The sequence below is a fragment of the Alcaligenes endophyticus genome (assembly GCF_026344035.1).
Classification (GTDB): Bacteria; Pseudomonadota; Gammaproteobacteria; order Burkholderiales; family Burkholderiaceae_B; genus Alcaligenes; species Alcaligenes endophyticus.
In genome coordinates this window covers 37,927-50,822 of record NZ_JAPKND010000005.1, presented here as the reverse complement: position 1 = coordinate 50,822, position 12,896 = coordinate 37,927, and the positions used below count along the sequence as shown (strand labels likewise).

The 12,896-nt window shown below is 50.0% G+C and carries 15 protein-coding genes; 10 read left to right on the top strand and 5 right to left on the bottom strand.

Features of this window, described 5'->3' with window-relative positions:
• The first annotated feature begins 261 nt into the window (after positions 1–261).
• The 10 genes from OSH01_RS10255 (at position 262) to OSH01_RS10210 (ending at position 9,582) form a co-directional block, all read left to right on the top strand.
• On the top strand, positions 262–2,115 hold the full coding sequence (locus OSH01_RS10255; RefSeq protein WP_266124008.1) for a methanol/ethanol family PQQ-dependent dehydrogenase: 1,854 nt from the start codon (positions 262–264) through the stop codon (positions 2,113–2,115).
• 79 nt (positions 2,116–2,194) lie between these two features.
• A complete protein-coding gene (gene moxJ, locus OSH01_RS10250) occupies positions 2,195–3,064 on the top strand; it encodes a methanol oxidation system protein MoxJ (protein WP_266124007.1) in 870 nt (289 codons plus the stop codon).
• A 41-nt stretch (positions 3,065–3,105) separates the two neighbouring features.
• Positions 3,106–3,630: a cytochrome c(L), periplasmic gene (gene moxG, locus OSH01_RS10245; RefSeq protein WP_266124006.1), complete on the top strand. Its 525-nt coding sequence runs from the start codon at positions 3,106–3,108 to the stop codon at positions 3,628–3,630.
• Between the two features lie 79 nt (positions 3,631–3,709).
• Entirely contained in the window at positions 3,710–4,018 is a 309-nt protein-coding gene (locus tag OSH01_RS10240) for a methanol dehydrogenase [cytochrome c] subunit (RefSeq protein WP_266124005.1), read from the top strand.
• 91 nt (positions 4,019–4,109) lie between these two features.
• Complete coding sequence (locus OSH01_RS10235) at positions 4,110–5,144, top strand: AAA family ATPase (protein WP_266124004.1); 1,035 nt, start codon at positions 4,110–4,112, stop codon at positions 5,142–5,144.
• Positions 5,141–6,007, top strand: a complete 867-nt coding sequence (locus OSH01_RS10230; RefSeq protein ID WP_266124003.1) for a DUF58 domain-containing protein — start codon at positions 5,141–5,143, stop codon at positions 6,005–6,007. The genes OSH01_RS10235 and OSH01_RS10230 overlap by 4 nt, the downstream gene beginning before the upstream one ends.
• A gap of 2 nt (positions 6,008–6,009) precedes the next feature.
• Positions 6,010–6,936 (top strand): hypothetical protein, encoded by a 927-nt coding sequence (locus OSH01_RS10225; RefSeq protein WP_266124002.1) that lies wholly within the window; start codon positions 6,010–6,012, stop codon positions 6,934–6,936.
• Positions 6,937–7,956 (top strand): vWA domain-containing protein, encoded by a 1,020-nt coding sequence (locus tag OSH01_RS10220; protein ID WP_266124001.1) that lies wholly within the window; start codon positions 6,937–6,939, stop codon positions 7,954–7,956.
• A gap of 10 nt (positions 7,957–7,966) precedes the next feature.
• Positions 7,967–8,578, top strand: coding sequence for a hypothetical protein (locus OSH01_RS10215; RefSeq protein ID WP_266124000.1), 612 nt, complete (start codon positions 7,967–7,969; stop codon positions 8,576–8,578).
• Positions 8,575–9,582 (top strand): vWA domain-containing protein, encoded by a 1,008-nt coding sequence (locus tag OSH01_RS10210; protein ID WP_266123999.1) that lies wholly within the window; start codon positions 8,575–8,577, stop codon positions 9,580–9,582. Before OSH01_RS10215 ends, OSH01_RS10210 begins: the two co-directional genes overlap by 4 nt.
• 10 nt (positions 9,583–9,592) lie before the next feature.
• Here the strand turns inward: OSH01_RS10210 and pqqE are convergent, their stop codons facing one another.
• From pqqE to pqqA, 5 genes are read right to left on the bottom strand one after another with little or no spacing between them, the layout of a single operon-like run.
• Entirely contained in the window at positions 9,593–10,738 is a 1,146-nt protein-coding gene (pqqE, locus tag OSH01_RS10205) for a pyrroloquinoline quinone biosynthesis protein PqqE (RefSeq protein ID WP_266123998.1), read from the bottom strand.
• A gap of 16 nt (positions 10,739–10,754) precedes the next feature.
• A complete protein-coding gene (gene pqqD, locus OSH01_RS10200) occupies positions 10,755–11,027 on the bottom strand; it encodes a pyrroloquinoline quinone biosynthesis peptide chaperone PqqD (protein ID WP_266123997.1) in 273 nt (90 codons plus the stop codon).
• Positions 11,024–11,722, bottom strand: a complete 699-nt coding sequence (gene pqqC / locus OSH01_RS10195; RefSeq protein ID WP_266123996.1) for a pyrroloquinoline-quinone synthase PqqC — start codon at positions 11,720–11,722, stop codon at positions 11,024–11,026. The genes pqqD and pqqC overlap by 4 nt, the downstream gene beginning before the upstream one ends.
• Before the next feature lie 2 nt (positions 11,723–11,724).
• On the bottom strand, positions 11,725–12,654 hold the full coding sequence (gene pqqB / locus OSH01_RS10190) for a pyrroloquinoline quinone biosynthesis protein PqqB (protein WP_266123995.1): 930 nt from the start codon (positions 12,652–12,654) through the stop codon (positions 11,725–11,727).
• A gap of 49 nt (positions 12,655–12,703) precedes the next feature.
• A complete protein-coding gene (pqqA, locus tag OSH01_RS16525) occupies positions 12,704–12,778 on the bottom strand; it encodes a pyrroloquinoline quinone precursor peptide PqqA (protein WP_354270632.1) in 75 nt (24 codons plus the stop codon).
• Between the last annotated feature and the right edge of the window lie 118 nt (positions 12,779–12,896).

The following is a 12,896-nucleotide window of genomic DNA, read 5'->3' as shown; positions in this document are numbered from 1 at the left end:
GTGAAACAACAGTGCTCCAAAGATGAGAAAAACTCCGTTACTTTTAGTTTCTTTTCTTTTTTAATTTACTCAAACCCGCTTAAAATGCGGCTCTTGCGCCTAACTCCATTTAATTATTTGGACTTGCATAATAAATAGTTGACCGACATAATGTGTTCAAGGACACGAGAAAACACACTTTGAGCACGCACGCTGTGAGCAAGCCAGTAGGTCTTGCCACGGTCAAAAGACTTGTCACAAAACCATAATGGAGACAACCTGATGAAGCGTCTTGTGCTCGCTGTCGTCATGGGGGCTAGTGCTTTTACTGCCCAAGCCAACGACAAACTAGTTCAGCTATCGCAATCCAACAATAACTGGGTGTTACCCGGTAAGGACTATAGTGCTACCAACTATAGCCCGATGGATCAGATCAACATTGATAACGTTAAAGAGTTACGCCCCTCTTGGTCTTTTTCGACGGGCCTACTAAACGGTCACGAAGGAACGCCCTTGGTAGTGGACGGTGTCATGTATATACACTCGCCATTCCCGAATAATACTTATGCGTTAGACTTAAAAGAGCCCGGCAAAATCCTGTGGTCCCACAAACCTAAGCAAAGTGCTGCTGCGCGCTCTGTAGCATGTTGTGACGTGGTCAACCGTGGTTTGGGCTATTGGCCTGGCGACGACAAGACAGAACCGCGGATTCTTAAAACCTTGCTCGACGGCCACGTGGTCGCGCTAGACGCTAAAACGGGCGAAGAAGTTTGGAAAATAGAAAACTCGGATTACCGAGTCGGTTCAACATTAACCATTGCTCCGTTTGTCGTTAAAGACCTCGTTATTATCGGCTCCTCTGGCGCTGAGTTAGGAGTACGCGGTTATGTGACAGCATACAACGTACATACGGGCGAGCAAGTATGGCGCGCCTATGCTACCGGCCCTGATGAAGACATCTTATTAGCCGACGACTTTAATGATCAAACGCCGCAGTACGGCCAACGTGGTCTAGGAGTGTCTACGTGGGAAGGTGACGCCTGGAAAATTGGCGGTGGCACCAACTGGGGATGGTACGCCTACGATCCCTCCACCAACATGATTTATTTCGGCAGTGGTAATCCTGCTCCATGGAACGAAACCATGCGTCCAGGCGACAACAAATGGACGATGGCCATTTGGGGGCGCGATGTGGACACAGGCCAAGCAAAGTTTGCTTATCAAAAAACCCCTCACGATGAGTGGGACTATGCGGGTGTCAACGTCATGATGCTCAGTGAGCAAAAAGACAAAGACGGCAACATGCGCAAGCTGCTCACCCACCCCGATCGCAACGGCATTATTTACACGCTAGACCGCGAAACAGGTGAGTTAGTATCCGCTGACAAAATGGATGACACGGTCAACTGGGTCAAACATGTAGATTTAAAAACCGGTTTGCCCATGCGCGATCCCGAGTACGGCACTCGTATGGACCACAAAGCACGTGATATCTGCCCTGGAGCGATGGGTTACCACAACCAAGGACACGACTCTTACGATCCTAAACGTCAAAAGTTCTTCATGGGACTAAACCATATCTGCATGGATTGGGAGCCCTTTATGCTGCCTTACCGTGCTGGTCAGTTCTTTGTCGGCGCCACGCTATCTATGTACCCAGGTCCCAAAGGCGATCGTCAGAATTTCGTTGGCTTAGGTCAAGTGAAAGCGTATGACGCCATTACGGGCGATTTTGCTTGGGAAAAAATGGAGCGCTTCTCCGTCTGGGGCGGCACCATGGCAACAGCGGGTGGCTTAGTATTCTACGGCACCCTCGATGGCTTCTTGAAAGCGCGTAATTCGGATACAGGCGAACTGGTGTGGAAGCACAGACTGCCTTCTGGTGCAATTGGTCACCCCATGACCTTTGAGCAAGATGGTGTGCAATACGTCGCCATATTCTATGGCGTAGGCGGATGGCCTGGCGTTGGTCTGGTGTTTGACTTAGATGACCCGACAGCCGGTTTAGGTTCAGTAGGTGCCTTTAAGAATATTCAGCACTACACCCAAATGGGCGGTGGTGTGATGGTATTTTCATTGGACGGTAAGTCTCCCTACACCGAAGACATCACTTTTGCTGAATACCCAGACAGCTAAGTACTCCACCTACTCTTAGTATCACCTACTGCGCAATCACACTCATTGCGCAGTAGCGCAACGATGTATGGAATCAATTATGACCCGTGAACACTGCTCTCTCCAGCCTACCCGCCACACGGAAAAATGGGCCGTCGCAGCCTTATCCTTGGCCATGAGCTGCTTATCTATTAGCGCCTATGCTGGTCCTGAAGAAGAACTACGCATCTGCGCCACGCATGAGGCTCCCTTCTCGCAAAACGATGGCCTCGGTTTTGAAAATCGGATTGCTGTCGTCATGGCTGAAGCCATGGGACGCAAGCCGGTTTTTGTCTACAGTGAGCGCCCCGGTATTTACTTAGTGCGCGACTACTTAGACGAGAATCTCTGTGACGTAGTTATGGGCCTTGACGCAGGTGACCCCCGTGTACTGACCACCAAGCCCTACTATCGCACCAGCTACGTGTTGGTCACACGCAAAGACAAAAACATCACCATCAAAGATTGGAATGATGACAACCTGAGTAAACTTAATAATATCGCCGTTCCTTTAGGTTCTCCGCCCGTGGAGATGCTTAAGGCCATCGGCAAGTTCGAAAACAATATGAACTATATGTATTCATTGATTGATTTCAAACAACCTCGTAACCAATACGTACGCGTAGACCCTTCACGCATGATTAGTGACGTAGTGCAAAACAAAGCCGATGGCGCCATGGCCTTTGGCAGTGAAGTAGCGCGTTATGTGAAAGCGTCTAGTGTTCCGTTAGACATGGTCCTCTTGCCGCCTGACATCGTCCCCGACCACAACAATCAAACCATTGAGTTCGTCTACGCAGAGTCTATGGCGGTTCGCAAGGACGATACAGCGCTGCTGGATGCGTTGAATCAAGCTCTGCCTAAGGCGCAAGCCAAGATTGATCAAATTCTACAAGAGGAAGGGATTCCCTTGCTCCCCATCGACTCCTAAACGCTCACCTTATTTTTACGCATACGAATAGGAAACACATTATGAAGTTAACGGGATGGAAGTCCATGCTCAGTGGCCTAATCATGGCAGGCGGGCTTGCCAGCACACCAGCGGCGGCACAGATGTTTATCAATGCCGTGTCGGGGCAGCCCCTAGAACTAGACACTGGACGTGAAGAGGAGCGCGACACCCCTGCCGTCAAAGAGTTCTTACAAACCATGCAAAACCCTTATAACGAAGATCAGCAAGCCTTACCAAAAGGGCGTTCAATATTTAACACGGCCTGCTCAGGCTGCCATGGCTACTTGGGCGAAGGCAAGATCGGCCCGGCCCTCAACCACGACGGCTGGCATTATGAGCTAGAAACCGACAAGGGTTTGTTCGAGGTCATTTTTGGTGGAGCAGATCGCCAAATGGGGCCACAGAATGAGTTTCTCACCCAAGATGAAATTTTGCATGTCATGGCATGGGTGCGCCATCTCTATACCGGTGACCCAGACAGTGCGGTTTGGCTCACCGACGAACAACGAAGTACCTTCCAACCCTATAAAGAAGAATCTAAGTAGTAATTTTGTTGCATACCTAAACAGTGCCCTTAGAAGCACATAATCGCTCCATTTATTGGACACCACAGGAGGAAGCATCATGACGAAAAAAACACTATGGCGCCGCTTCGGAAATATGCTCGCGGTCTCCGTTTTTTCTTTAGCCGCAGGCTCTGCCAGCGCGTATACCGGGACTGAATGTAAGGAGCCAGGCAACTGCTGGCAAGCGAAGCCCGGCTATCCTGAACAGATCGCAGGCAGCAAATACGACCCTAAACACGATCCCAAAGAACTCGCTAAACAGCAAGAAAGCATCCAAGCCATGGAGGCGCGTAACAAGCAGCGTGTCGAGCATTATAAAAAAACCGGCAAATTTATCTATGACGTCAAGAAAATCCCAGCCTCCTAAGCGCGCTGCTTAGTTGCTGCAGCTCTTCCAGGCGTATCGCTAGGTAGCCCTACGCCTGGTCTTAAATACACTGACTAGAGGGAATCGTCTTATGGTAGCTACGAGCACCACCAGTCTGGATCAACTGGCCCTGTGGCGGCAACAAGCTCTATCCATGGAGCAACAGCTAAACCAACTGGTGTTAGGGCAAGAACACGTCGTACGCCTATTGTGCATTGCTATTTTTGCGCGTGGCCATGTCTTACTAGAGGGGGATGTCGGGTTAGGAAAAACTCTTTTACTACGCGCCATGGCTAAAGTACTAGGCGGCGCTTATAGTCGAGTAGAAGGCACCATTGACCTCATGCCTGCCGATCTGGTGTATTACACCTACCTAGATGAGGCGGGCAAACCAGCCGTAAAGCCTGGCCCCTTATTACAGCAAGGCGAACAGCTAAGCGTTTTCTTTTTTAATGAAATTAATCGCGCTCGTCCACAAGTTCATGCTTTGTTATTACGTCTGATGGCCGAGCGCAGCCTAAGTGCTTTTAATCAGGACTATTTCTTCCCTCATTTACAGGTATTTGCCGACCGCAACCAAGTTGAAAAAGAGGAAACGTTCGAATTACCTGCCGCTGCACGTGACCGCTTTTTTATGGAAGTACGAGTAGAGCCTCCCCAGGAGCCTGAAATTCGTAAACAACTCATTTTCAATTCACGCTTTCACGATGTAGACGCGCTGATACATTCCCTTCCGAATAGTGGTATCGACTTTTCACAGTTGGGACGCATCGCTGAGCAAATCCAGCAACATGTCGTTGCCAGCCCTTTACTTGAGGACTATGTGTTGCGTTTGTGGGAAGCCATCCGGTATCCGGAACGAGTAGGTATCGTCTTGGCAGGTATCAATATGGACGAACTCATCATGGGAGGTGCAAGCCCTAGAGGCATGGCCATGTTAGTGCGAGCCGCCAAAGTAAGAGCCTGGCTGGAGGGGCGAAACATATTATTGCCTGATGATATACGCGCCGTGTTTTACGAAACGGTCGCTCACCGTGTTTTCCTTAACCCCTTCTATAGCATGCAGCAAGACACCTTGTTACCTAGTCTATGTAAAACAATTTTTCAGCATATCCCCACACCATGAACGGCAAAAAATCGTATAGGGGCGGTGTCGATTTGAGCTACCCCCTACGTTGGCGCGTCAATAGTGTGCTGTATGGCGCTCATCGAGCCACCGGGCATAGCGACAGCGGTAATTTCAAGGGCTTTCAAGCATTTAGTCGCCACCCAGACATACGTAGAATTGATCTACGCCGCAGCGTACGTGACCCATTCGGTCAATGGTATGTTAAAGATTATGAGCCTCGTACTCCCGTGCAAGTGCATATTCTTATCGATGTATCGGCTTCCATGCGAGCCGGTGGCGAGCCCACTCCCATTACGGTCGCCAAAGTACTAAGCACAGCCTTAAGTCATGCGGCATATAGTAATGGTGATGCCCTAAGCATTTACGCCTGTGGCTCTCAAATCGAGCTGCAATCGGCTGGCCCAGGTCAACGGGCTCGTGCCCGTAGTGCGCAGCATATTTATCAGCACTTGCAACAAACACCTGCCCAAGCACAAGGTGCTCAAGCCTTACTACAAGCTGCCCAACGTTTGGGAGCGCGGCGCAGCATCGTGTTCCTTATTTCGGACTTTATGTTCGAACCACAGTATTGCGAGCAAGTCTTGCAGGCTCTGGGGCGCCACGACGTGATTGCTATCGTCATGGATACCCAACCCCTAGATCATTTCCCCTCGTGGGGCTTAAGTTTGTGGCATGACGCTGAATCAGGGCAAAAAAGATTGCTATTTATGCGTCCCAAACTTTTACAGCAATGGCGCACCGATCAAGCAGCACGTCAACACTCATTAAATAAGCTGTTGCTACGTTACGGCATTGCTCCGTTTCGCCCCACCCAGCCAGACTGGCTCACTGCTTTTGCCCGCCATCTTATGGAGCGCTAATCATGAGGGCTTTACGATACATAGTTGGATGTTGCTTGTTACTGATCACCGGGCTCTGTCTGGCCGGGCCCCAGTTGCTTGAGCAACGCACACCCAGAACCATTGCTTGGCTCACGGGCGACTTGATTGAGCACCAGTTTGTGCTACAGACGCCCTTGGATCAAGCTCTTATCGAGGCTTCACTGCCTGCTCCAGGCCCCCTTAACTATTGGCTTACCCTGCGTTCGGTTGAGCTGAACAGCAGGCAGCGCAAGGGGCACTATTATTATGTGCTGAAACTCATCTATCAAAGCTTTTACATCCCCCTGGATGTTAGTGTTAGAGAAACACCCAGCTTTATTCTAACTTTTCAATCCCCTTCCGACGCCAACCCTAGCCAGCTAACTATTCCCGCGTGGACTTTTACGATGTCACCATTGCGGCCTGTTACCCTAGCCAGCTCGGACAGCCTGCCCGTGCTGCAAGCCGATAGACTGCTAAGCCCTCCTAGTCTCGCTGCCTTGGAACAACAAATAGTCTGGCTTACTCTAGTGCTACTAGTCTTGAGCTTGCTCCTGTGCCGCCATTACAGCTATTGGCCTTTTCAGCACCGTGGCCATCGAGCCTTCGCTCATGCCTATCGAGCGGTTCAACGCCTGTCTGAACAGCCCACTATGCATCGTTACCAACAAGCCTTGCGTCATCTGCATCAAGCCTTAAGACAGGTTAATGCTAATGCCACCCTACTCCAAGAGGACCTGCCACTTTTTTTGCGGCATCACCCCACTTACGCTTTTCTAGCAGCAGATCTTCAAGTACTTTTTCAGCACTCTCAAGCGGTATTTTATGCTGACCACCCACTTTCTGAGACCGAGCTTGAACTGGCATGGCAGCAACTATTGCACCTCGCTAAAGCTCTGCGCCAAGCGGAACGAAAGGAACGCATTTAAATGTCTTTACTACCTGCCTTCGCTGTAGACCATATTAGTGCTGTGTATATCGGCTTGCTGCTAGCTCTACTACCTTGGTGCTTAAGGCCCCGACTCATTTCACTTGCGCCTTATTTAAACAGTCTTCCCAAAGACCGCGGTTCATCCGTGGTGGATATCGGACTACGATTTTTAGGCAGTTTGGCAGCACTAGCATTAAGCCTTGCCTTAGCTGGCATACACTTACCCGGTGGCCAGGTAGAAAAAATCGCCCAAGGAGCCCATTTAGCCTTAGTGATTGATCGTAGCTCAAGTATGAACGAGTCTTTTGGCCACCTTGGCTCAACAAGCGATGTATCCAAAGCCCAAGCAGCTAAGCTATTGCTACGTGATTTTGCTCAGGAACGCGATAAAGATCAGATAGCGGTAGTGGCCTTTTCAACCACCCCGATGCCTATCCTTCCGTTAACCTCTAAGCCTGAAGCGATTCAGGCTGCGATCAAAGCCATCGACCACCCCGGCTTGAGCCACACTGACATAGGCAGAGCATTGCTGTTGTCATTAAACATGCTTTATACACACCCAGACCCTCTCACCTCTCGTGCAGTCATACTGGTCTCGGATGGGGCAGGCGTCATCAGCCGTGAAGTGCAAGACCAACTGCGCAACAACTTATTGCGTCAACCTACTCAATTGTATTGGCTTTTTATTCGTAGCAGCGGCACACCCAGCATCTATGAGCGTCCGTCTGACCGACGCCGGGATACTCCGCAAGCCATGCCAGAACGTCATCTGCATTTGTTCTTTGAGTCGCTTGGTATCCCCTATCATGCTTTTGAGGCTGAAACTCCCTCCGCCGTAGCCACTGCTTTAGCGCAAATCGATGCCCAAGAACAGCAAACCATACGCTATATAGAAGACGTCCCCCGTACCGACTTAGTTCACTACGCTACTGGCCTAGCGTTATTGTGCGTCGGTTTGTTGGCTATCGCGTTATGGCTAGAACGCTCGTTTACGTTCGCTTTACCTCACGAAGATTAGAGGCCCATCCATGCGTACTTTAACCCGTCCTGCCCCGCCCTTGCATGTACTAAAACGTCTCTATCCTATAGTGCTCGCGCTATTAATAGCGGTGGTACTGGCTTTCCTCTTTCAACAAGTCGTCTTGCTTATACAGTCCCAGCGCACCACTCAGACAGTTGCCCGCATTAGTCAAGGTTATGAACAGCCGATTGACCTAGAGGATGATCTATACGTTCTATTTTCCCAAGCACAGCAATATGGATTTCGCGAACAACTCGATGACGCAACCTTGCTCACCGAAACCATTTACTTGCGAGCAAAAAAGACAACAGAAAAAAGTCTAGCTGCTGACGCACTGTATAACCTTGCCAATGCCCGCCTACGTCAAGGCATTAGCTTGCTAGAACAGGGTCGGCTTGAACGTGCAACACAGCCCCTATTGCTTGCACGCGACTACTACACCCGCACCCTGAGCCTAACCCCTGAGCATTGGGATGCACGCTACAACCTGGACATCACTGCTCGGATGGTGCGCCAGTTGCCACGCCAGCCCATACAGGAAGAGGATGAAGCGACAGAAATAGAAAAACCCGAAGAGCTATGGAGCGAAGTTCCCGGCGTTCCACGAGGCCTGCCATGATTCCTAGTACTTTACACCGACTACGCAAAGTCCTGCTTGCTCTGTCGCTGCTATGCTGCTTGCTTGCTCTGTGGCAGCCGCATTGGCCAAGCCAACAAAATTACTATCGCCTCCTGTTTACGGTCGACATCACTGGAAGCATGAATGTGCGTGATTATCAATATCAAGATGAGCCACAAAGCCGCTTAGAGCGCAGTAAACAAGTAATGATAGATATCTTGCAAAAGCTGCCTTGCGGTTCACAAGTAGCACTCTCTATTTTTACCGAAAGGCGCAGCTTTCTGCTACTAGAAAACGTTGAGGTTTGCCAGAACTATAGCCCATTGATTCAGTCAATCAATATGCTCAACTGGCGTATGGCTTGGGAAGGGGATAGCCATATCGCACGCGGTCTTCACAGTGCCCTAGAATTAGCACAGGGGCTGCAAAGTGACCTTATTTTCATTAGCGATGGTCAAGAGTCTCCACCACTGCCCTACCACGGTGGGCCGGTTTACGAGGCGCCTGATAATGCCCCTTACATCCCAAAAGGTTTTATATTAGGGGCTGGTGCTAGAGCCTTGTCCCCCATCCCAAAATTCAATGATCAAGGCCATGAAATTGGCTTCTATGAAGAGGATGAGGTTGATCAAGAGAACCGCCTAGGCATACCTCCCAGCGGATCGCAAGATCGTGAGGGATGGCACCCTCGCAACGCCCCATTCGGGGCCAGTAAGGCGCACGGCACAGAACACTTGTCATCGGTCAAACAAAGCTATTTACAAGAACTCGCGCTAGATACCGCATTACATTATGCTGACTTGAACGACGCTACATCCGTACTTAGCTTATTGCCCCACAAGCTTCACACACAGCAACAAAGTAGTCCCTTGAGTACACGCCCTCTGTGGATCGGCTTAGCACTGCTATGGCTGACTCTTTATTATCTAAGCGGCATACCGCGCCGTGGCTTTTTGAACATCAAAGGAAAAAAAGGGAAAGTCCATTCATCAGGGGCAGACTAGCCTTTAAGACTTAATTAGACTGCTTTGGTAGTACACGCTCGCGTTCAGGATTGGATCTAAACACCATCGGGACATCCTGCTTGGTCAAACCAGGAACAGGGCGAGCCTGCTCGACAGCAGCACGAATCAGCGGGTGATACGATGATTTACTACACACTGGATCCGCGTTGCTCGCGTCGCCCGTTAACATTAAGGCCTGACAACGGCATCCGCCTAAATCCTGCGCCTGCTCTGGGCAACTGCGACACGGCTCTTGCATCCAGTCGGTGCCTCGATATTTGTTAAATAAAGGACTGTCATACCAGATGCTCTGCAACGGCTGTTGCTGTACGTTAGGAAACTCAATATTAGGAATGTCGCGCGCCGCATGGCAAGGTAAGGCTACGCCGTCAGGGGCGACTACTAAAAACACATTCCCCCAGCCATTCATGCAGCGTTTCGGGCGTTGCTCAAAATAATCTGGCACGACAAACAACACCTCACACGCTTTGCCGATCTGCTGACGTTTACGTTGCACCACCGCCTCGGCTGCCTGTAGCTGCTCTGAGGTAGGCAATAACAGATGACGGTTCTTCATAGCCCAACCATAATACTGCGTGTTCGCTAACTCTAAATACTCTGCTCCCATAGACACTGCCATGTCCATAATTTGTTCAATATGCGGCAGGTTGTAGCGATGCATCACGCAGTTCATCACCATAGGGTAACCGGCTTCTTTAATCAGCCTTGCCACCTTTTGCTTTAACTCGAAAGTACGCGTATTAGATAAAAAATCATTCAACTCACGCGTCGAGTCTTGAAAGGAAAGCTGGATATGATCTAAACCTGCTGCTTTTAATGCTGCTAAGCGAACTTCGGTCAGCCCAACCCCAGAGGTCAGCAAGTTAATATAGAACCCTAGTTCATGTGCATGCGCCACGATCTCTTCTAAATCGGGGCGCAACAAAGGCTCACCTCCCGATAAGCCTAACTGCACAGCCCCCATGGCTCTAGCCTGCTCCAACACAGACAACCACGTCGCCGTATCCAGCTCGCGGCCCACCTGGCTATAATCAACAGGGTTATAACAAAAGGCGCAATGCAAAGGGCAGCGATAAGTTAACTCCGCCAACAGCCAATAACAAGGTCCTGTCGCGGTGGAGCCAGAAGTAATCATCGTGACCTCCTAAACACTATTTCTGCACCCAACCCCGCTCCATCGCATGGGCTAAGAACTGTATGACATCTTCGTGTATATCATCAGCATCAAATTGCCGCGCTAACTCAGCGCTAATTTGAGCCACCGATTGCTCACCGTTGCAATACTTGAGTATTTCAGCTGCACTGTCATTAAGGCGCACCATACCCTCTGGATACAACAGCACATAAGCTTGCTGCGCCGGCTCCCACTGCAGACGAAACATAGCTTTCATTACTGGGAAACTGTCGAGCTCTATATTTGTCATGGCATTAAACCTTTCTCCATGGCATCCATCATGCTCCACAGCACATCCAGCTTAAAGCGTAATATTTCCACCGCACGCTCTTGCTCTGCGCGTGTGGTGAAGTGTTCTAGAGTCACGGCCAAACCATGCTCTACATCACGCTTAGCTAACGGTACTCGTGAGCGAAAATAATGCAAACCCTCTGCTTGAATCCAAGGGTAATGTTGGGGCCAATTGGCTAATCTATCTTGATGAATTTTGGGTGCAAACATTTCAGTCAGAGAAGAACACACCGCCTCATGCCACGGTGCTCTACGAGCAAAGTTAACGTATGCATCCACTGCAAACCGCACCCCCGGCAGCACATGCTCTAAAGACCAAAGCTCGTCCCGCGTCAGTCCAACCGCCTCGCCCAGATTAGCCCACGCCTCAATGCCGCCAGGATTATCCTCCCAACCATCATGATCAAGAATACGCAGCACCCAGCGCCGGCGCGTTTCTCGATCCGAGCAATTGGCCATAATGGCAGCATCTTTAAGCGGTATATTGATTTGATAGTAAAAACGGTTCGCCACCCAACCCCGAATTTGAGCTGGACTACACTCACCCTTGTTGAGCTTAATATTAAAGGGGTGGTAGATGTGATAGTACTGCTCTAAAGAGCGTAGCTTCGCCTCGAACTGACTTGGCGTCCATACCGCTGCTTGTTTTGTCATGATTAGACCTCGAATTCCATACCGTCATAGCCCACTTCAATACCGTGTTGCGTCAGCACCGCCCTCTCGGCAGAGTCTTCCCTCAATATGGGATTGCTATTATTAATATGTACCAAGACCTTACGCGGAACATGCCCCTGATGGTTTAAGCTGTCGAGCAACTCAATCATGCCTCCAGCCCCCGATAGCGCAAGGTGCCCCATTTGCGACGATTTTTTTGCCGACAAACCGAGCTGTATCATTTCATCTTCAGCCCATAGAGTGCCGTCTACTAATACCACATCGGCCCGCCGCATATAATGGCTCACGTGCTCTTCCGGTTCACCCAGCCCCGGCGCATAAAACAAACATTGCTCACTAGCTAGATTTTCTATCCATAAGCCAATGTTATCGCCTAACTGAGGTCGATCACGATTCGGTGAGTAAGGCGGCGCTTTACTGCTTAACGGCACCGCAGTGATACGAACATCATGTAGAAAATCTAACCCTGTGATCGCTTGCCCCGTCAGCGAAAGCTCGTGATGCTCAACACCACAGTAATGACTCAGGATAGAAGTGATCGGAAAACCGGTAGAAATATCTTCCCACACCGCTGCCGAGGTATACAAGGGCCAAGGTCGGGCAAACTCACGTAACATCAGCAACCCAGTTACATGGTCAATTTGCGCGTCAGTCAGTAATACCGCCGCAATACCCGTGTCGCGTACTTTTCGTGCTGGCTGTAACTCTGGGTTGTCCCGTATTTGCTTAAGCAAGTCCGGAGAAGCATTAATCAATAACCAGTCTTGATCATTGGTGCTGACTGCTATCGAGGACTGAGTTCTTGCTTGGGCCTTTATCGTACCCGCTCGCAGGCCAGCACAATTAGGACAATTACAATTCCACTGAGGAAATCCGCCCCCAGCTGCAGAACCTAAAATTTTAATTTTCATGCACAATTTCTAGCCGGCAGCCTAAGCTGCCGGAACCCCCATGTGAAGCTTAACGATTGGCAATATACATCGTGACTTCAAAGCCAAATCGGTAGTCTACGTAAGATGGTTTACTCCATTTCATTTTGACCTCCTGGATCACAGACGCGCTTAGTCTGCGCAAATACTTAAGGGTTAAACTACTAAGGTACACTTTGAGGACGAGAGTGCTTACACTTTGAGCACGCCGAGCCAGTCTAGCA

Coding starts and splice junctions, on each gene's coding strand:
- OSH01_RS10230 (WP_266124003.1), top strand. CDS start 5,141: ATGAACGGCAAAAAATCGTATAGGGGCGGTGTCGATTTGAGCTACCCC.
- moxG (WP_266124006.1), top strand. CDS start 3,106: ATGAAGTTAACGGGATGGAAGTCCATGCTCAGTGGCCTAATCATGGCA.
- pqqD (WP_266123997.1), bottom strand. CDS start 11,027: ATGACAAATATAGAGCTCGACAGTTTCCCAGTAATGAAAGCTATGTTT.
- OSH01_RS10255 (WP_266124008.1), top strand. CDS start 262: ATGAAGCGTCTTGTGCTCGCTGTCGTCATGGGGGCTAGTGCTTTTACT.
- OSH01_RS10220 (WP_266124001.1), top strand. CDS start 6,937: ATGTCTTTACTACCTGCCTTCGCTGTAGACCATATTAGTGCTGTGTAT.
- pqqB (WP_266123995.1), bottom strand. CDS start 12,654: ATGAAAATTAAAATTTTAGGTTCTGCAGCTGGGGGCGGATTTCCTCAG.
- OSH01_RS10240 (WP_266124005.1), top strand. CDS start 3,710: ATGACGAAAAAAACACTATGGCGCCGCTTCGGAAATATGCTCGCGGTC.
- OSH01_RS10215 (WP_266124000.1), top strand. CDS start 7,967: ATGCGTACTTTAACCCGTCCTGCCCCGCCCTTGCATGTACTAAAACGT.
- pqqE (WP_266123998.1), bottom strand. CDS start 10,738: ATGATTACTTCTGGCTCCACCGCGACAGGACCTTGTTATTGGCTGTTG.
- pqqC (WP_266123996.1), bottom strand. CDS start 11,722: ATGACAAAACAAGCAGCGGTATGGACGCCAAGTCAGTTCGAGGCGAAG.
- OSH01_RS10235 (WP_266124004.1), top strand. CDS start 4,110: ATGGTAGCTACGAGCACCACCAGTCTGGATCAACTGGCCCTGTGGCGG.
- OSH01_RS10225 (WP_266124002.1), top strand. CDS start 6,010: ATGAGGGCTTTACGATACATAGTTGGATGTTGCTTGTTACTGATCACC.
- moxJ (WP_266124007.1), top strand. CDS start 2,195: ATGACCCGTGAACACTGCTCTCTCCAGCCTACCCGCCACACGGAAAAA.
- OSH01_RS10210 (WP_266123999.1), top strand. CDS start 8,575: ATGATTCCTAGTACTTTACACCGACTACGCAAAGTCCTGCTTGCTCTG.